The organism is Paramicrobacterium agarici, from assembly GCF_002563955.1.
Classification (GTDB): Bacteria; Actinomycetota; Actinomycetes; order Actinomycetales; family Microbacteriaceae; genus Paramicrobacterium; species Paramicrobacterium agarici.
In genome coordinates, this window is sequence record NZ_PDJE01000001.1 from 2070971 (window position 1) to 2091340 (window position 20370).

Annotated in this window: 18 protein-coding genes; 8 read left to right on the plus strand and 10 right to left on the minus strand. The window is 64.1% G+C overall.

Features of this window, described 5'->3' with window-relative positions; translation table 11 throughout:
• Nucleotides 1-3: 3 nt before the first annotated feature.
• Nucleotides 4-1290, minus strand: a complete 1287-nt coding sequence (locus ATJ78_RS10145; protein ID WP_098407479.1) for an MFS transporter — start codon at nt 1288-1290, stop codon at nt 4-6.
• A 33-nt stretch (nt 1291-1323) separates the two neighbouring features.
• Entirely contained in the window at nt 1324-1866 is a 543-nt protein-coding gene (locus ATJ78_RS10150; RefSeq protein WP_098407480.1) for a winged helix-turn-helix domain-containing protein, read from the minus strand.
• A 133-nt stretch (nt 1867-1999) separates the two neighbouring features.
• Here ATJ78_RS10150 and ATJ78_RS10155 point away from each other — a divergent pair, with 133 nt between their 5' ends.
• Nucleotides 2000-2830 carry a CPBP family intramembrane glutamic endopeptidase gene (locus tag ATJ78_RS10155; protein WP_098407481.1) on the plus strand — a complete coding sequence of 277 codons (831 nt, stop codon included), beginning with the start codon at nt 2000-2002 and terminating at the stop codon, nt 2828-2830.
• 104 nt (nt 2831-2934) lie between these two features.
• Here ATJ78_RS10155 and ATJ78_RS10160 read toward each other — a convergent pair whose 3' ends face one another.
• The 3 genes from ATJ78_RS10160 to rlmC form a co-directional block, all read right to left on the minus strand.
• Nucleotides 2935-4050 carry a fatty acid desaturase family protein gene (locus tag ATJ78_RS10160; protein WP_245836398.1) on the minus strand — a complete coding sequence of 372 codons (1116 nt, stop codon included), beginning with the start codon at nt 4048-4050 and terminating at the stop codon, nt 2935-2937.
• Between the two features lie 139 nt (nt 4051-4189).
• Nucleotides 4190-5548: a coiled-coil domain-containing protein gene (locus tag ATJ78_RS10165; RefSeq protein ID WP_098407483.1), complete on the minus strand. Its 1359-nt coding sequence runs from the start codon at nt 5546-5548 to the stop codon at nt 4190-4192.
• Between the two features lie 157 nt (nt 5549-5705).
• Nucleotides 5706-6836: a 23S rRNA (uracil(747)-C(5))-methyltransferase RlmC gene (gene rlmC / locus ATJ78_RS10170; RefSeq protein WP_098407484.1), complete on the minus strand. Its 1131-nt coding sequence runs from the start codon at nt 6834-6836 to the stop codon at nt 5706-5708.
• A 39-nt stretch (nt 6837-6875) separates the two neighbouring features.
• On the opposite strand from rlmC, the gene ATJ78_RS10175 reads away from it, so the two are divergent.
• Nucleotides 6876-8414 (plus strand): arylsulfotransferase family protein, encoded by a 1539-nt coding sequence (locus tag ATJ78_RS10175; RefSeq protein ID WP_098407485.1) that lies wholly within the window; start codon nt 6876-6878, stop codon nt 8412-8414.
• Between the two features lie 2 nt (nt 8415-8416).
• Here ATJ78_RS10175 and ATJ78_RS10180 read toward each other — a convergent pair whose 3' ends face one another.
• Together ATJ78_RS10180 and ATJ78_RS10185 are read right to left on the minus strand one after the other, a co-directional pair.
• On the minus strand, nt 8417-8698 hold the full coding sequence (locus ATJ78_RS10180; RefSeq protein ID WP_143741403.1) for a hypothetical protein: 282 nt from the start codon (nt 8696-8698) through the stop codon (nt 8417-8419).
• A gap of 99 nt (nt 8699-8797) precedes the next feature.
• The gene (locus ATJ78_RS10185; RefSeq protein WP_098407487.1) at nt 8798-9487 is read right to left on the minus strand and encodes an SDR family oxidoreductase; all 690 of its coding nucleotides are present in this window, start codon (nt 9485-9487) and stop codon (nt 8798-8800) included.
• A gap of 94 nt (nt 9488-9581) precedes the next feature.
• On the opposite strand from ATJ78_RS10185, the gene ATJ78_RS10190 reads away from it, so the two are divergent.
• Nucleotides 9582-10073, plus strand: coding sequence for a hypothetical protein (locus ATJ78_RS10190; protein WP_098407488.1), 492 nt, complete (start codon nt 9582-9584; stop codon nt 10071-10073).
• A gap of 16 nt (nt 10074-10089) precedes the next feature.
• Complete coding sequence (locus ATJ78_RS10195) at nt 10090-10809, plus strand: endonuclease/exonuclease/phosphatase family protein (protein WP_098407489.1); 720 nt, start codon at nt 10090-10092, stop codon at nt 10807-10809.
• Here the strand turns inward: ATJ78_RS10195 and ATJ78_RS10200 are convergent.
• Nucleotides 10806-12302: an FAD-dependent oxidoreductase gene (locus tag ATJ78_RS10200; RefSeq protein ID WP_098407490.1), complete on the minus strand. Its 1497-nt coding sequence runs from the start codon at nt 12300-12302 to the stop codon at nt 10806-10808. The genes ATJ78_RS10195 and ATJ78_RS10200 overlap by 4 nt on opposite strands.
• A 78-nt stretch (nt 12303-12380) precedes the next feature.
• Nucleotides 12381-12983 carry a TetR/AcrR family transcriptional regulator gene (locus tag ATJ78_RS10205; protein ID WP_098407491.1) on the minus strand — a complete coding sequence of 201 codons (603 nt, stop codon included), beginning with the start codon at nt 12981-12983 and terminating at the stop codon, nt 12381-12383.
• A gap of 134 nt (nt 12984-13117) precedes the next feature.
• Here ATJ78_RS10205 and pdhA point away from each other — a divergent pair, with 134 nt between their 5' ends.
• From pdhA to ATJ78_RS10225, 4 genes are all read left to right on the plus strand, one after another.
• Complete coding sequence (gene pdhA / locus ATJ78_RS10210; protein WP_098407492.1) at nt 13118-14230, plus strand: pyruvate dehydrogenase (acetyl-transferring) E1 component subunit alpha; 1113 nt, start codon at nt 13118-13120, stop codon at nt 14228-14230.
• Entirely contained in the window at nt 14227-15222 is a 996-nt protein-coding gene (locus ATJ78_RS10215; RefSeq protein WP_098407493.1) for an alpha-ketoacid dehydrogenase subunit beta, read from the plus strand. Before pdhA ends, ATJ78_RS10215 begins: the two co-directional genes overlap by 4 nt.
• A 6-nt stretch (nt 15223-15228) precedes the next feature.
• A complete protein-coding gene (locus ATJ78_RS10220) occupies nt 15229-16608 on the plus strand; it encodes a dihydrolipoamide acetyltransferase family protein (protein WP_245836280.1) in 1380 nt (459 codons plus the stop codon).
• 169 nt (nt 16609-16777) lie between these two features.
• Nucleotides 16778-17962: an alcohol dehydrogenase catalytic domain-containing protein gene (locus ATJ78_RS10225; RefSeq protein WP_098407494.1), complete on the plus strand. Its 1185-nt coding sequence runs from the start codon at nt 16778-16780 to the stop codon at nt 17960-17962.
• Here the strand turns inward: ATJ78_RS10225 and ATJ78_RS10230 are convergent.
• Nucleotides 17943-20369 carry an ATP-dependent DNA ligase gene (locus tag ATJ78_RS10230; protein WP_098407495.1) on the minus strand — a complete coding sequence of 809 codons (2427 nt, stop codon included), beginning with the start codon at nt 20367-20369 and terminating at the stop codon, nt 17943-17945. The two genes, ATJ78_RS10225 and ATJ78_RS10230, sit on opposite strands and share 20 nt — an antisense overlap.
• Nucleotide 20370 lies beyond the last annotated feature (1 nt).

Below are 20370 nucleotides of genomic sequence, written 5' to 3' on the forward strand. Positions count from 1 at the left end.
TGACTATCGCGGCGACTCTTCTGAGGACGTCTGCGCTGGCGAGGACTGTGCGGGTTCAGCAGGGCACAGCGTCAACGTGCGCAGCACTGTGTTGTGCAGCGGAAAGATCATGAGCACGACGAGTCCAGCTCCGTACAGGGCGAAGGGCACCCAGAGCGCGGTCACGGAGGCAAGCGCACCGAAGCCGGCCATCGCCAACGGCATGAGACAGTCGTCGCCGAGCCTCGTGAGCGCGCTCATGCGACCGAGAAACAACGTGTCTACGGTTGCTGCAAACGTGGCGCTCAGCAGCACCGATGCGTAGCCTGCGCTCAGTCCGATCGTGAACGTGCCCGCCGCGACGAGCCACGCAGGGCCCACTCCCAGACAGATGATGGCGATGCCCTGAACGACAAGAGCCCAGAAACCCGCGTGCGCTTCGCGACGGGGCCGCCATTTGGCAACGGATGCGGCGCCAATCGCCGCTCCCGCGCCGACGAGTGCTTCGAAGATTCCCACCGCGCCAGCGCCCCAGCCCTGCTCGGCGGCTCTCAGGGCGATTCCGATCGCCATGGCTGGTCCAACGGCGAGATTGAGCCCCGAGAGGGCAATGACGAGAGTGCGTGTCGTGGCAGCATCCTTGAGGTGCGCGAAGCCTCGCGCGATCTGGCGAATCGGCGACTCTTTGTGTGCGCGGGGGAGAACAAACCGGGGGCGTAACCACAGTGCAATGAACGCAACGACGAAAGCGAAAGTCACGGCGTTGGCACTCGCGCTGCCGAGCATGCCGGCCTGCGCCACCAGAAATCCGCCGATCGCCGCACCGCCCATGGTGCCGAGCCGCGTCGCCGTCTGCATGACAGCGGAGTAGGACGGCAGGTCGTTGACCCGGACCAGCTGCCGGGCTATTGTGCCAGCTGACGGCTCATAGAACGCGTCGCAGATGCCGAAGGCAACTGCCGCGGCGAGGAGGACCGTAACCGTCGGTGGTGTGGCAAGGACCCAGAGTGCGACACCGACAAGTACGGCGATGCGGATGACATTGAACACGAGCATCACGTGGCGAGGGTTCGCGCGGTCGGCAACGGCTCCGCCGAACAAGAGAATGACCGCGCGGGGAACGGTCCCGGCCGCGACGACGACGCCCGCGACCGCCGGGGTCGTGATCTGCACAGCTGTCCAGGCGAGCGCGATTGTCCACAGTGCATCGCCTGCATCTGACAGGGCTTTGACCCCGATCCACGCGTGGACGGCGACGTCGCGGCGGAATGCGGGCGGTTCCCGCAGAAGCTGCGGTTCTGATTGAGACATGGGTGTCCTCTGAAGCAAGGCGCTGTGCGGGAGCTACGGGGTCGTGGGGAAGCCGTGCGCAAAGAAGAAGACAGGGCTGCGCTTCTGGCCATCGTGCGAATCAATGCTCGATCTCCACCGATCGAGAGTGGCGCTCAGCGCCTCAGAGAGCTCGCCCAGTTCAGCGGGCGTCGCCCACGCAAGTGCGTCTGTCGTGAACCCGTCCCATTCCGGATGCTGGTGGGCCGACTTCTTCCAGGCCTCCAGTCGTCGCAGCTGGGCTGCGACGTTGAGTCTCTCTGCCTCGCGGGCGAGCATGAGGTCGGAGGGTCTCTCGGCAAAGTCGTCGCTTGACCATGTGAACTTCTCGCGAGCAAGCTGCCACCAGCTCGATCTCTTGTCGCCGTCGGGAGCGTCGACGCGCGTGACAACGGAGGCGCGCTCCAGCATGCGCAGATGGTGGCTGATGCTGCCGACCTGCTGCGTCAGCGCGCGCGCCAGGGTCCCGACCTGAGTCTTCCCGTGCAGGAACAGGTAATCGACGATCCGCCGGCGAACGGGATGATGAATCGCAGTGATTGTCTCGATCTGTTCCATGCGTTCCACGCTATGAGCGCGAGGCAAACTGCACAAGAGTTCTTGTATACCCCGGAAACGCGGGCAACGGAGGGTATGGCGAGGCGACGCCTGAGCTGACGACGAGCGTGTCGCCCACAGATAGGCTGGAGCAATGGCCGTGGCAGCATCCAGAGACGCTCGCTTGGCGATCGTTCCCGCTGCTCTCGTCTGTGCTGCGGCACCGGCGTTCTTCGTGCTGCAGGTCGCCTGGATTGGTTGGGTGCTCGTCGTAGCTGGCGTCGGAGGAGCGATCGCGATCGAGCGCGGTCGGGCGACAGCATCCGGCCCCTCACTCGCACGTGACCTCAGCCTCATTGCGGCGGGCATGCTCATCGTCAGCTCGATTCCGCTTGCGGCAGAGCTCGACAATCTCGGGATGCTACGCTTCACCGTCGCGCTGGGTGGAGCCGTTCTCGTTCCGTATCTCGTCTCACGATTTGTCTTTCGCGACCACGCGATTCGGTTTCCCTGGCGCTCCGGAAAGCGCTGGGGGCGTCTGCAGTGGGGGTGGCTCGTCGCGGTGCTCGTGCTCGGTTGGTTGATTCTGCCGTTCTACTTCATCACGAGTGGCGTCTATCTGAACTGGCCCGTTGTCGACACGCCCAACCTCATTGTCCGGCTCTTCATCGGTGTCGGCGCCGTCGGCATCTGGGACGAGCTGTTTTTCATCTGCACCGTCTTCACGCTTCTGCGCAGGCACTTTCCCACCCTCCTGGCCAATCTGCTGCAGACGATTGTCTTCGTCTCATTTCTCTGGGAGCTCGGCTACCGTGAATGGGGGCCCGTCCTGACGATTCCGTTCGCCCTGCTGCAGGGTCTCATCTTCGTTCGCACGCACTCGCTAGCGTACGTGGTCACGGTGCATCTGCTGTTCGACGCCGTGGTCTTCGCCGTGCTGGTCCATGCGCACAACCCGGGGCTGCTGCCGATCTTCGTTCTCTGATCCGAATGCTCAGCCTGGGAGCGATGACACCTCCGTGTCGCGCCCAGGCCCCCAGGAGAATTGAAGTACGGATGCTGCGGCGCATTCCCCTCTCGTAGGGCTGGTCAGCCTCGCCGATACTGAGCCGAGACGGGGCAGTCGAACGGGTCTCGCGCGGCGAGTCCGACGCGGTTGAGATAGCCGATGACGATGCCGTACGAGCGCCAGAGCGTCGTCTCCGTATAGGGAACGCCGAGCGCATCACACTGGGTCCGCACGATCGCGCGTGCTTTCGACAGGTGCGGTCGAGCCATGCTCGGAAAGAGGTGATGCTCAACCTGGTAATTCAGGCCGCCCAGCAGCCACGTCGCCCACCATCCGCCTGAGATGTTGCGCGAGGTGCGCACCTGCTTAGAGAAGAAGTCGAGCTTCGCGGTGGGAGCGATGACGGGCATTCCCTTGTGATTGGGAGCGAAAGCGGCGCCCATGTAGACGCCGAACACGGCAAGCTGAACGCCAAGGAAGGCGAAGGCCATGCCGACAGGCAGCAGAAGGAAGATCGGGGTGAGGTACAACGCGAATCGTGCGGTCATGAGCGCGAGTTCGAGCCAGCGGCCTTTGACCGGCTGTCGCGAGAGGAGATGCTTCACGCTGAGGTAATGAAGGTTCAGTCCCTCGAGCGTGAGCAGGGGAAAGAAGAGCCAACCCTGCTTGCGGGTGATAAGGCGGCGAAGCCCCCGCGCCTCGGCGGCATCCTCGTCGAGGAAGGAGATCGTGTCGACCTCGATGTCGGGGTCTTTGCCGACCTTGTTGGGATTGGCATGATGGCGTGAGTGCTTGGAGTCCCACCACGAGTAGCTCATGCCGACGAGCCCGGCGAGAACGCGCGCCAAGCGGTCGTTGGCCGGGCCCGTTTTCAAGATCACGCGGTGGGCCGCCTCATGGGCGAGGAAGGCAACCTGTGTGAACAAGATGCCCAGAGCGCCGGCGATGAGCAGCTGAAACCAGCTGTCGCCGAGCAGAATGAATCCCGTGACCGCGCCGCCGAAGGCAACGGCGATCGCGGCGCCGACAATTGCGTAGAACCACGGAGCCCGGCGCAGAAGTCCGGTCTCGCGTGCGACCTGAGACACCTCTTTGTACGCTCGCGCGATGGGCGGAAAAGAGTCGGTTCCCGCGTAGGTCTGCCGAACAGGGCCGAGTGTTGATGAAGGGTAGCTGGTGAGGGACGACGTAGCGATGAACGCACCTGCCGATCGACGCGCCGCAGTGCGGCTTGTTGGAGCCAAAGGCGGTTGCCGATCGCTTGCCCGATGCTACCCCGCGCTCCATGCACGAGGCGGTATACGCGCGACCTCCGGTGGTTGTCGGTGACTGCGGTCAGTCCTCGACAGCATCCTCGTTCTCGGGCTCAAGCGGCGCCTCCGGCAGCGTCTCAGCGACGAACCCCTTCGCGAAGTCGGCGGGATCATCACCGTCTTCGGCGTCACCGGCGCCCGCAGCATCCGTTGCTGTCTGGATTCCCAGCGCAGCGCCCGCCGCCGCGCCGCCCTCAGGACGGATCATCTCACGAACCTCGGCCATGAAGCTCGTGAGCTGCTGCTGCTGCCAGCGCAATTCGCGCGTGCGGTCTTCTGCGTCGCGCAGCACTGTCGTGGAATGCTCGATGACCGTGTCGACGATCTTCTTCGCCTTCACCTGCGCGCGTTCCAGCACCTCGCGAGCGTGAACCTGCGCGTCGGCGTCGATCTGCGAAGCTTGAGCGCGCATGAGCTTTTCGTAGTCGTCGGCGCGGCTCGAGATGCGCTGCGCGTGCTCGAGCGACGATTCGACCTGTTCGTTTGCGTCTGACGTGATCCGCTCGGCGTGCGCCACGGCCTGGTTGTGCAGCACGAGGAACTCCTGCTGCGCGTCATCCTGGCGTCGGGTGAGTGTCTCCTCGAACTCCAGAACGCGAGCGTTCATTTCGCGCACCTCGCGTTCGGCTTCTGAACGCTGCTCCGTCGTCTCGCGCGTAACGAGTGCCCGGAGCGACGCCGCGCCCTTCTCGGCTTCGGTGCGGATCGTTGCAGCCTCGCGCTCGGCCTGCGCGACTTTTTCGTCGGCGTGCGCTTGTTCGCGCTCAATGCGAGCCTCGTGCGCGGTGTACTCGGTGTCCATCTTGAGCCGCACCTGATCGGCGTCGTGTTCTGCTTGTTCCCTGATGCGCGCGACATCTGAGTCAAGCTCGGCACGACGTGAGTTCTCTTGATCCCGCGCGGCGGACAGCAGACGTTCCGCCTGAACCGTCGCGTTCTGGATGATGGCGTTCGCTTGTTCTTCGGCAACTTTCAGAACCGCCTCGAACTGCTGACGCGACTGCCCTTCGTCTTCTTCATCGCTCTCGGCCTCGGGCCGATCACGCAGCTCGGCGCTCAGTGTCTGAACCTGCTTTTCAGCGTCGGCGGCTCGAGCCTGCGCGGCAGCGAGCTCTTCTTCGAGCTCGGTCGATTCTGTCGAGTTCTCCGAACGCGCCTGATCGAGTTCATCGCGATGCCGAATGAGCGCCTCATCGAGCGCTTTCGTCGCACGCTGCAGCCGTCCCGCAAGATCGCCGATCGCCGCGTGCACCTCGTCCTTGTCGTATCCGCGGAACGCGACGGTGAACGTCGGCTGCTCGTCGGGGCGCGCCTGAATGAAGTTCTCGAAGAACTCGTCACCACGCTGATCGTTGGGAGTCGAGGCAGAGGAATCGGTCATGGGTCGTCACCTTACTGAACGAAAGCGGAACGCGCTGCCGGATGCGTCCGGAGCGAGAGGCTCCATCACGGACAACGAGCACCATCGAGTTTGTCACACACACCCCGGTGCTTGCCATCCTGCGAGCGAGTGGACTGTGGCATCGCACCGCGTCCGCTCAGCGGCGCTGAAGGAGCACCATGGTCTCGTAGTGGCGCGTTTGCGGAAACATGTCGAGCACGCGCGCCTGCTTCGGCACGAGCGATGGCATGGCTTGCAGATCTTTTGCAAGCGAGACGGCGTTGCAGCTGGAATAGATGACCGTGCGCACGGTGCTGCGCTCAAGCGCTCGGGCGAGCTCGGTTCCGATACCGCGTCGCGGCGGGTTCACGACGACGAGATCCGGCGACTGCTCGCTCAGCTGGTCGACCGCGAAATCCGCCGCGTCTGTGGCCGTGAACCGCACGTTCTCGAGAGCGGCGTCTCGCGCGCTGGTGCGCGCACTCTCGATTGCTTCAGCGCTCACCTCGATGCCCATCACATCGCGTGAACCATCGGCGAGGTGGAGAGCGAATCCACCGACGCCGCAATAGAGGTCCCAGACCGAACGAGGAGCCGCCGCGTCGCACCATTCGCGTGCCTGAGCGTACATCCGCTCCGCGACGGCGGTGTTCGTCTGGAAGAAGCTCCTCGCGCCAAGGCGAAGGGCGATATCGCCCACGGGCATCATGAGACTTCGCGCAGACGTGAGCGCAATCTCGTGCTCGCCTTCGATCACTGCCTTGTGCTCCGGCTGCAGATTGATGGAGCACACCTCAAGGCGGGGGAGTGCGCGCTGTAGATCGGGAAGATGCTTGCGAATACGACTGACGGCTTCGCGGGATCTTAAGACGAATCGCAGCATGAGACCGCCGGACGCCGACTCCGTGAGCAGAACGTACTTGAGTTCTCCGTGGCGGGCAGCGACATCGTATGGAGCGACGCGGGCGGCCGTGATGAACCGTGACACCGCGGGAAGCGCCGCACGAATGCCCGGCTGAAGCACTCCGCACTCGCGCAGATCGACTCCCGACCGATCGCGAGCGAGAATTCCGAGCGTTGGAGCGTGGATGCTGCCGCCGACGACCATCTTCGCCTTGTTGCGAAACTCGCTCTCAACGCTCGTGACAGGCTCAAGCCATTGCACGTCAGGATAGGCGGAGAGCAGCGATCGGCAATGGTGCTCCTTTTCGGAGACCTGCGATGCGTACTCGCTGCCCATGAGCGAGCAAGATCGGCACGCTCCAGCGTCAAAATAGGCACAGTGCATCACCCGAGAAGTCTACGAGGATGGTGATAGCGTCTCCTCATGAGTTCGACCGACGATCACGAAGAACCGACAATTCGACGACGAGGATTCGTGACCGTCTCGCTGGCGGCCGTCGGCGGCGCGATCGTCGGGGCCGGAGCGACCTGGGGCGGAATGCAGCTCGCGTCCGGTGGCACGGCCGAGGAGACGAAAGAGCCGACCGAGCCCGCCGATGATGAAGACGAGGTGGAGATCCGCCGATTCGTCAGCACCGCACTCACCATTCCCGTTGTGAAGGCCTGGGCCGCTGACGGCGCGAAGCCGAGCCCGGGATACGTGTTTCTCAGTCCACGCGATTCGATCTTCACCGCAGGCATCCTCGACAACGACGGCGAACCAGTGTGGATCTCGCCCAATGGAATCGACTCCACAGATGTCAGGGTGCAGTCCTACAAGGGAAAGCCCGTTCTCACGTACTGGGCCGGACGTGTCGATAGCGGAAACGGGCACGGCAGCGGCATGATTCTCGACACGAGCTACCGCGAGGTGGCGGCGGTGCACGGCGGACGCGGTGCGATTCCCGACCTTCATGAATTCCATCTCACCGACCGCGACACCGCGCTCGTCACCACCTATCCGGTGATGAGAGCCGACCTGTCGTCCGTGGGCGGTCCCACCAATGGCTATCTGTACGCGTGCCGCGTGCAAGAGATCGACATCGCATCGGGAGAGATCCTTCTCGACTGGAACATCCTCGACGACATCGCGCTTGACGAGAGCCTAAAACGCATCGGCGACGACGACTCCGCAGGATCATCGCCCGAGAACGTGTTCGACCCGATTCACGTCAACTCCGTCGAGGACGACGGGGATCGTCTGCTCGTCTCGTGTCGCCACACGTGCGCCATCTACGCGATCGATCGATCGTCGGGTGAGCTGCTCTGGCGTCTCGGCGGCGAGAAGAGCGATTTCGCGATGGGGGAGGGCACCAACTTCTCATGGCAGCACGACGCGCGCCGGCAGCCAGACGGAACCATCAGCCTGTTCGACAACGCCGGTGTCAAAGGGGACGACGCGGTTTCGGCGGGTCTCGTGCTGCGCGTTGACGAGTCGGCGATGACCGCAGAACTCGACACCGCCTACCGATACGGCGACTACGAGGGCTACGCCATGGGCAACACGCAGGTCCTGGACGACGGGCACGTCATGGTGGGCTGGGGAAGCGCGCCGGCAGCCACCGAGTTCGACGCCGACGGCGAGCCGATCTTCGGGTTCACGGAGATCGGCTCGGGCTCGTATCGGGTCTACCGCTGCGAGTGGGCCGCGAGCCCGACGACGGAGCCCGATGTCGCCGCGATCGACGTGGATGGCACAAAGACAGCGTTCATGAGCTGGAACGGAGCGACGGATGTCGCGTCATGGGCGCTCTTGACCGGCTCTGATGAGGCGTCGCTCACCGAAGCGGCAACGGCTGAGCGGGCCGGCTTTGAAACGTCGGTGGAGATTCCGGATGCCGCCGGCGCGACGTTCCTGCAGGTCGAGGCGCGCGGTGCCGACGGGACAGCGCTCGCGCGTTCTCGCGTGATCGGTGTGGCGTGACGTCAGTCCTCGTCCGCCGTCACAAACAGTGAGACCGCGTCGTCGAGGGTATCGGTGGTCCACTGTGCAACGAGCTCGTTGATTTCGAGCACCGTGAACCCGGCGTCGGTCTGTTCGATAATGCCGAGCACCGATGGCGCATCATGTTCGTCGAGGCGGCGATCGATCACGCGCCATTCATGGTCGGAAAGCCGATTGAGCGTGATGTCTCTGCGTTCGCGATTCTCAGCCATGAGCTCGTACCGGGTTTGATCCAGGGACGCGTCAGCGTCAAGCATTGTCACGATGCCCCCTTGCTTCGTTTCTGCTGGAAGCCATCTTACCCCTCTCGGGGGCCCGTGACATGAACGTCCGTTCTGATGTTTTCGCCGGAGAAACGAGGGCTAGCGGCCAGGTCGGATTGAGAGGTCGGTGATCTCGGCGTCGCGGGGGAGATCGATGGCGGTGAGGATGCTGCGTGCCACAGAGTCTGGATCGATGAACCGCTCGGGGTGATACTCAGCGCCTTCCTGCTGGTGCACTTTCTGCTGCATCGGCGTTGCTGTGCGTCCCGGATAGACGGTCGTCACGTGCACGCCGTTCGCATGTTCTTCGGCGCGCAGCGAATCGGCGAGTGCCTTCAGGCCATGCTTTGATGCCGCGTACGCCGACCACTCGGGATTTGCTCGCAGACCCGCTCCAGAGTTGACGAAGACGACGCGTGCTGCCGACACTCGGAGGACGGGCAGGAACAATCGTGTCAACTCGGCAGGGGCGAGCAGATTCACGGCGATCTGCTTCTGCCACGACGCAGCGGTCAAATCGGCGACGCCGCCGAGGTCGACGGTGCCCGCGGCGTGAACGAGAGAGTCGATGCGCTCGGGAAGAGTCTGCTTCGACAGCGCCCATGCGAGACGTCCCGGGTTCTCGAGATCGCCGACAAGCGTGGCGATTCCCGGAAGTTCTGCCGACAGTTGCCTCGCACGGCCGGCATCGCGAACGACCGCGATGACGGCGTCCCCGCGGTCGAGGAGACGGCTGGTGAGGGATGCTCCGATGCCTGATCCGGCACCGGTGACCACATGCACTGACATGTCTCCATCGTCGCACTGCACTGGCCCCGCATGCGTGAGGCTCTCAGGTGAAGCGGGCAGACTTGATGCAGACCCGATCAGAAAGCCATCCCCTATGACCCTGGTTTCTCCCGCAGCGAGCCGTTCTGCCCTGACGTCCTGCGTGATCGTGATCGTCGTCAGTATCGCCATCGCGGTGTGGGTCGGTTTCGGACGCGTGATTCTCGGGTGGCCCGGCAGCGTCGGCATGGTCCTTTCGCTCACGGTTGTGCCGATCGGCCTCGTTCTGCACGGCAGCGCGGCTCTGCAGATGCGCAATGCGGTGCGGCGCGGCAGCAGCATCCGGCGTGCTGTCATTGCCTTCGTGCTGGCCGCGAGCAGCGGGGTGCTTTTCGGCGCGACCGTCCCCGAGATCACCAACGAGGGCATTCGGTCGCTCATGGCGCCAACAGGTGAAACGTGGGCCGTTGAAATGACGATCGCCCTGTGCAACCCGCTGGGCATTGTGTACCTGGCGACCTCCATTGCGACAGTCGTCTTCGCGCGACTGGCCGCCAGAGGGGCCAGCGAGCCCGGCGTCGATGCGCACGAAGTCGGCGTAGGGTGAGCATGAAGGAGGCAGCATGAAGGTGATCAGCTACAACCTTCGCAAGCATCGTGCGATGGGTGAGCTCGTCGATCTGATCGAGCGCTACGAGCCCGATGCAGTCTGCCTGCAGGAGGCTGACACCCTGGAGCTCCCCGAGAACGTCGGAAACCTGCGTCTCGCCGATTCCACGCAGCGCAATCGCCTCGGTCTCGCGATCTACTATCGCGACGATCGTTACGATGCCGTGGACACTCAGGCTTTTGCCTTGAAGAAGTCCATGCACGATCGCGTGCTCAGGCCAGCGCATGAGCGTCTGCTCGGCTCGCGTCTGACCGACCGTGAGCAGGGACGCGACGTCATCGTCGCCTCGTTTCACGCCGCCCCTCTGACCGCTTTGAATTCGCTGCGGCGCAACCAGATCAGGTCGGCGCACGAGGAGCTTCACCGGATGGGTCCGGGCATCCCCACTCTCATGGTGGGCGATTACAACTATCCCGTGTTCAAGAACGGATTGACGCAGCGGGTCCGCAACCGCGGTTACGATCTGACGCTGAGCGACGCTCGCACCTACACGCGCTACAAATTCTTCCGGGGACATTTCGACTTTGCCACGTCGATCGGACTCGACATCGGCAACGTTGCGACGCTGCCGCGCGGACTATCGGACCACATGCCGATTCTCATCAACTCGACCTATGGGGCGAAGCCGCAGAAGAAGAAAGAACTCGGAAGCCCGGACGAGTTCGTCATCTAGCTGTTCCCCGGCGCACGACGAGCGAGATCGCGGCATGCAGGTCCCTCGATGCGGCGGCCGTCGTTCGTGAACCGCGACCCGTGGGCGGGGCAGTCCCACGTCGCCTCCTGGTCGTTCCACGACAGGACAGCTCCGAGGTGCGTGCAGATCGGCGAGACGTCCTCCAGCTTCCCATCGACGCACGATCTCGCGACAGGGCGCAGGCCCACGCGCCCGACCTCGCCGCCTCCCTCGCGCGGCGGCGCCGACGGCAGGGAGCGCGCAGCCCGTCTGTAACCCGTCACATAGTGACGAGCCACGGCCGCGCCCATGCCGATTCCGCGGGCGATCGCGACGGGGCCCGTAAGACGCGTGTGCAGCGTGCGGGCCCATTCGGGAAGATCGCCGAGAATCGTCGCCGCGAGCGTGATCCCGCACTGCACAGCATTTGTCATTCCCCACTTGTCGTAGCCGGTGGCGAGCAGAATGCGCCCGCGGCCGCGTGGCAGGTGCCCGACGAACGGCACGCCGTGTGGGGTTTCGTAGTCCTGAGCGCTCCACTCGTGCGTTCGTTCGGCGTCCGGCCAGTAGCGTCGCGTCCAGGAATCGAGATCGGCGAGGCGCGACGCGGGTGATGGATGCCGTCCGACGCCGTGACCATTGCCGCCGACGAGGAGTAGCTCGCCGTCATCGCCCGGAGTGTTGCGCAGCGATCGCGTCGGCGCGTCGACGCTCAAGAACATGGAATCGGGAACGGGTCCGGTCACGCGGTAGCTCGCCGCATATGAGCGGTGAGCTTCGAGCTTGGCAAAGTAGAACCCACGATCGAGAACGGGCGTTCCTGTTGCCAGAACGAGTCGATCGGCGGTGAGATCTCCGCGATTCGTGTGCGCGATGACCGGCCGCGATGCGCGCGCTCCGGTCAAGCGGACATTCTCGTGGATCGTGCCACCGAGCGCGCGCAGCTCAGATGCGAGAGCCAGAGTGACATCAAGCGGGTCGAATTGCGCCTGGTCGGCCAGTGCGATCGCGGCGGTCGTAGCAAAGGGCAGCTCCGGGTTCTCGAGGCGTCGAACGGGGAGTCCGAGGTCCCGCGCGACCCGCAACTCGCTCTCGATCGTGTGAGCGCCCGCTTCGGTCGTGGCATAGCTGACAGCATCCCGATATTGAACGGGCACGCCCGCGGCATCGAGGTACTCGAGAAGCCATTGCTGCCCGGCGCGGTTCGCGTCGAGGTAGGCTGCGGCAATCCGACGGCTCGTGCGATGTCTGACGGTGTGAAGCCGCGCGCCCTGCAGCAGGCTGAGTTTCGCTGTCGTGTTGCCCGTCGTCAATGATGAGAAGGACCTGGCTTCGAGAACCGCGACCCGGTGCCCGCTACGCGCCAGGAGCACGGCAGTGACGAGGCCGGTGAGTCCCGAGCCGACGATGACATCATCGATCGCGCCAGCGGCGCGGCGGGGCAGAGGATCGCCAACGAGCTGTTCGTGCTGTGCCAGCCAGAGTGAGGTCATCGTCGTCCATTCGTCGAGTGTCCTGTGCTTCTCAGTGCACAGGAGCTCCGCTGCGCGGACAACCCCTTGACAGTACTCTCAGTCGCGCAGCCCCAGCGCGTCGAGGGCCGTCAGTGCTTGATCTTCGGCCTGCGCGTTGGTCACGGGATCGAGCAGTCCGAGAAGCCGCATGCGGTGTGGCAGGCCGAGGAGGAGCGTGAACAGAACCGGAGCGAGCTTCTCGGCTTCGGGTCCGCGTTCGGTGCGCAAATGCTCGGCGAGTCGCGAGATGTGCCGTTGATCGCCGTTCGAGTGGAGTGTGATCGCCAGCTCGGGGAAGCGCGAGGATTCCGCGATCACAAGCTGATGAAGACCGATGAGCTCCGCCGAGTGGAGCCGTGTGACGATTCGAATTGCGAGCGTCTCGAGAGTATCGCCAGGCGGAGGCTCGGTGCTGACACCCTTGGCCAGACGTTGCACCATCTCCGTGAACACGGCCGCCTTGTCGCCGAAATAGCTGTAAATCGTGCGCTTGCTCACACGAGCGGCCTGAGCGAGCTGCTCGATTGTTGTATTGCCGAAACCGTGCTCGAGAAAGATGGCGAGCGCCGCGTCGAGGATCTGCGTTCTGCGCTGCACGCGCTCTGCTGCGGTCGGGCGGCCTCGCTTGCGCGCTGGCGCGCGCTGATCGGATACCGTCATAACTGCTCCTGTCCGTCGGGCCGCCGAAGTAGGTGCGTTCGACGACTCGATGCAATATAATGATACCGGACAGTCTCATTTCGACTGCTTTTGGCACGAGGCCCTCTTACAAAGAAGGCCGAAGGGAGATCTTGATGGCCACGCGGACCCCGCGGAAGACGACATCACGCTCGACCACAACGCCCCGCAAGAAAGCCGCTTCCAGCCCGAAGAAGGACGCGAAGCAGCTCATTGACTTCTACCGGCAGATGATGGATATCCGCCGGTTTGAGGAGCGGGCGTCGCGCGCTTATACACAAGCGCTGGTCGGAGGATATTGTCACCTGAACCTTGGCGAAGAAGCCGCAGTCGTTGGACTGATGGCGGCTCTCAAACCGACCGACTACCTCTTCACGAACTATCGCGAGCACGGCTACGCTCTCGCTCGTGACATCGAACCCAACGCCGTCATGGCCGAGCTGTATGGGCGCACAGATGGCGTCTCGAAGGGCTGGGGCGGGTCGATGCACATGTTCGACGTCGAGAAGCGGCTACTCGGCGGGTACGGCATCGTCGGCGGACAGATTCCGCTCGCCACGGGTGTCGCCCTCGGCATCGACTATCGCGGTGAGAAAGACGTCGTCATGTGCACGATGGGCGACGGAACGACGAACATCGGGGCTTTCCACGAATCGCTGAACATCGCGGCTTTGTGGAACCTCCCCTGCGTTTTCGTCATCATCAACAACAAGCTCGGCATGGGAACGACGGTCGACAAGGCGTCAGCGGAGCCCGAGCTCTACAAGCGCGCAAGCGCCTACAAGATGGACTCCGAGCGCGTCGACGGCCTCGACCCGGTCGCCGTCTTCGAGGCAGCCAAGCGCGCTGTCGCTTCGGCGCGCAAGGGCAAGCCCTTCCTGCTCGAGGTCATGACGGAGCGTCTCAAAGGTCACTCCGTCGTCGACCCCGCGAAGTACCGCGACCCGAAGGAAGTCGAGGAGCTCAAGCTCAAGGATCCGGTCGTCACCTTTGCGGCGAAGCTCAAGGAAGACGGCATCCTCGACGACGACGAGATCAAGAAGATCGACGACGCCGCCAAGAAGCTCGCAGCGGATGCGGCAGAATTCGCCGAGAACAGCCCGCACCCCGACGTTTCGACCCTGTTTGACTACACGTATGCAACGCCCGTTCCGAACGACTCGCGCCGAATGCCGGGCGAGCCGCTCTTCGAACCGGCGCCCTTCCCCACGAACGGAGGCCGCGCATGAGCATCATGACCTATCGCCAGGCGCTGCATGACACCCTGCGGTCCGAGATGCTCCGAGACGAGAACGTCCTTCTCATGGGGGAGGAGATCGGCGTCTTCGAGGGCTCGTACAAGATCACGGCGGGAATGCTCGAGGAGTTCGGCGAGAAGCGCGTGCGCGACACGCCCATCGCCGAAGAAGGCTTCACGGGTGCGGCTATCGGCGCTGCCATGATCGGGCTGCGCCCCGTCGTCGAGATCATGACGATCAACTTCTCGCTCCTTGCGCTCGATCAGATCGTCAACCACGCCGCGAAGATCTATGGAATGTTCGGCGGACAGGCCAAGGTGCCCATGGTCATCCGCACCCCGGGTGGCGGTGGACAGCAGCTCGGCGCGACGCACTCGCAGAACATCGAACTCTACTATTCGTTCGTGCCGGGCATGAAGGTTGTCGCACCGAGCAGCCCCGCGGATGCCAAGGCTCTGATGCTTGCGGCGATCCGCGACGACGACCCCGTGCTGTTCCTCGAGAACCTCGGCCTCTACAACACGAAGGGTGAGGTTCCAGACGGTGACGAGCCCGCCGAGATCGGCAAGGCCAAAGTCACGCGCGAGGGCAAGGACCTGACGCTGATCGGCTACTCTCGCATGGCGCACGTGGCTCGCGAGGTCGCTGAGCAGCTCGCCGAGAGCGACGGCCTCGACATTGAGGTCGTCGACCTGCGGAGCCTGCGCCCGCTTGACCGTGAGACGTTCATCGAGTCGGTGAAGAAGACGCACGCGGCCGTCGTCCTCGAAGACGACTGGCTCACATACGGAATCGGGGCAGAAGTCGCTGCATCCATCTCGGATGGAGCGTTCGACTACCTCGACGCACCTGTTCGCCGTGTGGCAATGGCCGAAGTGCCGATGCCATACGCGAAGCCCCTTGAGACGGCAGCTCTGCCGTCTGCGGATGACGTGAAGAACGCCATCCGTCAGACCCTCGACGCGGTCGGACACCGCAGGTAAGACGGAATGATGATCGAAATCACAATGCCGCGACTCTCCGACACGATGGAGGAGGGCGCAATCGCCACCTGGCACAAGAAGGCTGGCGACACAGTTGAAGAGGGCGATGTCCTCGTCGAGATCGAAACCGACAAGGCGACGATGGAGTACGAAGCGTACGAGTCCGGGACTCTCGCCGAGATTCTCGTCGAAGAAGGTGAGCTCGTCTCGATCGGCACGCCCATCGCGAAGCTCGACGACGGTTCGGGAGACAGCAGCACGAGCGACGATTCGTCTGACGCCTCCGAGGACCGCAGCGAATCCACGTCCGACGAGAAGCCGGATGCTGCCGACGCCGACGAGCAGAAGGCCGAGAAGGCTGAGCCCGAGGCGCCGCTGGCAGACGACGCGGCGACGCACGCTGCGCCGAAGCAGGATGAGGCCGCTGAGAGCGATGCTCAGCCGGAGGGCGAGCGTCGCTTCGCGTCGCCGCTCGTGCGCAAGCTCGCCCGCGACTATGATCTCGACCTCTCGAAGGTGACCGGCTCCGGTCCTGGTGGACGCATCATCCGCGCTGACATCGACCCGCTGCTGTCGGAGAAGCCCGCTGCATCTTCGTCGAAGGAGCAGAAGGGCGACGAAGGCAAGCCGGCGGCGAAGGCCGAATCGAAGCAGGCGCCAGCGGCGTCGGCGGACGATGAACGCCGCGGATCGCAGAAGGAGCCGATCAGCAGCATCCGTCGTGTGATCGCCCGTCGTCTCGGTGAGAGCGCACGTGAGATTCCGCACTTCTTCGTCACGGCCGTCGCCGATGCCGAGGAGCTCGTCAAGCTGCGCGGGTCGCTCAACGAGCAGCTTGTTGCGGCAGGCCGGCCCAAGGTGAGCGTCAACGACCTCATCGTGCGCGCCGCGGCTCTGGCACTGCGGGAGCACCCCGAGGTCAACGCGTCATATGTGAGTGACGACGCCGATCACATTCTGCGGCACAGCCGCGTGAACGTGGGAGTCGCCGTGGCGAGCGATGCTGGTCTGATGGTTCCCGTGATCGACGACGCCGACACGAAGACGGTCACGCAGCTGGGTGTCGAGACCAAGAAGCTCGCGAAGCTCGCGAACGAGAAGAAGCTGAGCCCGACCCAGATGTCGGGAGGCACCTTCACGATCAGCAACCTGGGGATGTTCGGGGTGGAGGAGTTCACCGCCATCATCAACCCGCCGGAGGGCGCGATTCTCGCTGTCGGCGGAACCAAGCAGGAGGCTGTCGTCGTCGACGGCGAGATCGTCGCGCGTCACCGCATGCGGTACACGCTCTCGAGCGATCACCGCATCATCGACGGTGCTCTCGCTGCGCAGTTCTTGCAGACGCTCACCAGGTTCATCGAGAACCCGTGGACGATCATCGCCTGACGTCGCGTCGTCAAGCCCCCTGACTCAGGGGCGCGAAACCCGTAGTGTCACAGCGACACCGGCCGGCACTCCCGCTCCGGCGGCTGGGTGCCGGCCTTTCGCTTGAGGACAGGAGGGCCGCGATGAGCGAGATGGGCGCAGCACGGACAGGCGACGAGGAGCTCGGCTCATGAGGGCGCTGACATGGCACGGCCGCCGCGAGGTGAGCGTCGACACGGTACCGGACCCGGCCATCATGGAACCGACGGACGCCATCATTCGGGTGACGTCGACAGCGATCTGCGGTTCAGATCTGCACTTGTACGAGTTGCTGGGGCCGTTTCTGTCCGAGGGAGACGTGCTCGGGCACGAAGCGATGGGGATCGTCGAAGACGTGGGAGCTGACGTTTCAACTGTCGCTGTCGGGGACCGCGTTGTCGTTCCCTTCGTGATCGCCTGCGGTGAGTGCTTCATGTGTCGGCGCGGCCTGCAGACGCAGTGTGAGATGACTCAAGTGCGTGAGAAGGGCTCGGGAGCGACCTTGTACGGCTACACAGAGCTGTACGGCTCCGTTCCCGGAGGTCAGGCGGAGTACCTCCGTGTGCTGCGCGCTGACGCGAACTGCGTCGTCGTGCCGCACGACGCACCTGACGAGCGCTATCTGTTTCTCAGTGACATCCTTCCCACCGCATGGCAGGGCGTCGAATATGCGGGCGTGGTCCCCGGGGACAGCATCGCGGTTCTCGGGCTCGGACCCGTCGGCCAATTCGCCTCACGCATTGCACGGGAACGTGGATGCGAGGTCATCGGTGTTGACCCCGTCTCTGAGCGCAGAGCGATGGCCGAGCGCAATGGCGTCCGCGCGATCGACGTTCACAATGAGATCGTCGATGAGCTTCGTGACGCCACCGACGGCCGAGGACCGGCGGCGGTCATCGACGCCGTGGGAATGGAAGCACACGGCTCGCCGTTCGCGGCAGGTGCACAGACGCTTGTCGGAACGCTTCCCGATGCCGTGGCTAAACCCGCGATGATGCACGCGGGCATCGACAGGCTCGCCGCGCTGCACACGGCCATCGCGGCCGTGCGTCGAGGCGGCACGCTCTCGCTGAGCGGCGTCTATGCCGGCGCGGCGGACCCGCTGCCGATGCTGACGATGTTCGACCGTCAGCTGACCGTGCGCATGGGGCAGTGCAACGTGCAGAGCTGGGTCGACGCGCTCATGCCGTTCGCCGGCGACCCCAGCGACCCGCTCGGCATCGACGATCTCGTCACGCATCGCGCCGGGCTCAATGAGGCGCCTGCACTCTACGAGACGTTCCAGAAGAAGCAGGATGGTTGCGTCAAGGTCGTGCTCAAGCCCCAGGAGGGCTGATGTCGTCGACCTCCTTGTCGGGGCGCCACCCGCGCCAAGTCGGGTGGCGCAGCCGATGATCGGCGGTGATCTCGCGGTATCTCACCTCGGCCACACGGCGTGGCGTGACCCAGTGCGCATCACGTGCATCAGCGGGCGGCACGTCTGAGACGGGAGGCGTCTTGCGCGCCATCTTCGCGAGTTCGGAGCGAATGGTGCGGCGATCCCGTGTGGAGAAACCCGTTCCGACGCGTCCCGCGTAACGCAGGCCGTCATCGCCGGGTATCGCGAGAAGCAGCGACGCGAAGCCGTCTGGGTCGGCGTCGCTCGGGCGCCACCCGATGACAACGACCTCGCTCGCCTCCGCGTGCGGAAGCTTGAGCCATTCCCGTGACCGCGCGCCGGGCGTGTACGTGCTGTCGCGGCGCTTGGCCATGACTCCTTCAAGGTCTCGCTCGTGGCTCGCCGCGATCGCCGCGTCGATATCACCGTCGAACGCTGGCGGGACGAACAGCGTGCGCGCGGCATCCTCATCGATCGTCTCGCTGAGAAGCTCACGGCGGTCGACGTAGGGGAGCGATGTCGTCGCATTGCCGTTGATGTCGAGGACGTCGAAGACCATCGCGATGACGGGAACACGAGAGCGCGCACGCTCGACGTCGCGAGGCTTCGACACGTTCATGCGCTGCTGCATGCGACCGAAGTCCGGGCGACCTGAGTCGTCGAGAGCGACGAGTTCGGCATCGAGCACGCATGAGTCCGCATCGACGTCATCGGAAGCGTCGCTGAACTCCGGATAGCTTCTCGTGACATCGTGCCCGGCCCTGCTCGTCAGACGCACGTCATCGCCGTCAATGTGTATGAGAGCGCGCATGCCGTCCCATTTCATCTCGAACGCCCACTCCGACGCCGACGGACCGCTGATCTCGCCGACGGTGCCGCGCGTGGCGAGCATGGGACGCAGGGAACGCGACGGAGACCGAGAGGTGTTCGAACGCGAGCGACCATCGGATGAACTCTCGGCGTGGTGCTTCTGCGCCTTCTTCTCATCCATCACGTGAATCATCCACTGCGGCTTGTCAGGATCGTCCTTCGTGCGGAACAGCGCGAACGTGCGCTCTCCGCCGAGACCGCCGCCAGGCGACCCGTGCAAGGTTGCCACTACTTTGCCATCACTCCACGTATCAACGTCGATCGTGCCCGAATCCCAGATCTCAACAACGCCTGCGCCGTATTCCCCCTTGGGAATGCGCCCCTCGAAGCTGCCGTACTCCAGCGGATGGTCCTCCGTCGGCACTGCCAGGTGGTTGCGCTTCGGGACCGTGGGAACCCCCTTGGGCAGAGCCCAGCTGACGAGAACGCCCTCGTGCTCGAGCCGGAAATCATAGTGGAATCTTCGTGCATGGTGCTCCTGAATGACGAAACTCGGCTTCTCTGATTCGCGCTGAGCGACAGCATCCGGAATGGGCTCTGGCGTCTTGCCCTGCGTGCGCTTCGAACGATAAACGGTGAGGCGGTCTCGCGCAGGCTCCTCGTCGTCGTCGCCCGTGATCTCAGCCATCGGATCGCCGCGCCGCTTCACACGTTTGAGCACCTCGCGAAAGTCGAGGTGCTTGAGGTGGGGCGAGGCGAGTTCTCCCCACGTGCGCGGCGCCGCCACCATCGGCGTGCTGCGTCCGCGCAACGAATACGGAGCAATCGTCGTCTTGCTCGCGTTGTTCTGACTCCAGTCGATGAAGACCTTGCCTGCACGAGCCGAGCGCTTCATCGAGCTGATGATCTCATCGGGATAGTCCGCTTCGAGAGATCGTGCGAGTTCGCGCGCCACCTTTGACACCTGGTCCGATGTCTGCGATCCATCGAGCGCGGCGTAGAGGTGGATGCCCTTGCTCCCGCTCGTGACGGGAACGACGCTCAGTCCCATATCGTGAAGGATGCTGCGGGCAAGACGCGCCACATCTGCACATTCGCGCAGCGTCACGCCCTCGCCCGGGTCGAGGTCGAGAACGAGCCGGTCGGGATTGAGCTTCTCGTTTCCCCGCCCGAATCGCCATTGCGGCACGTGAATCTCGAGTGAGGCGAGCTGACCGAGCCACGTGAGAGTCGCGCGATCGTTGACCAGAGGGTAGGTATTGACATGGTCGGAATGCTGGATGCTGCGCACCTCGACCCAGTCCGGGGCGCCCTCGCCGATGTCTTTCTGAAAGAACATCTGCCCCGAACCGTCTTCGCCGACGCCGTTCGGCCAGCGTTTGCGCGTCGCCGCGCGTCCACGGCAGTGGGGGATCATGACGGGAGCGATCGCGCCCAGATAGTCCAGTACGTCTCGTTTCGTCGTTCCCGTCGACGGATACAGCACTTTGTCGAGGTTCGACAGCTGCAGCTTTCGGCCGTCGACCTGAACCGTCTGCCTCTGAGAGGATGCCATG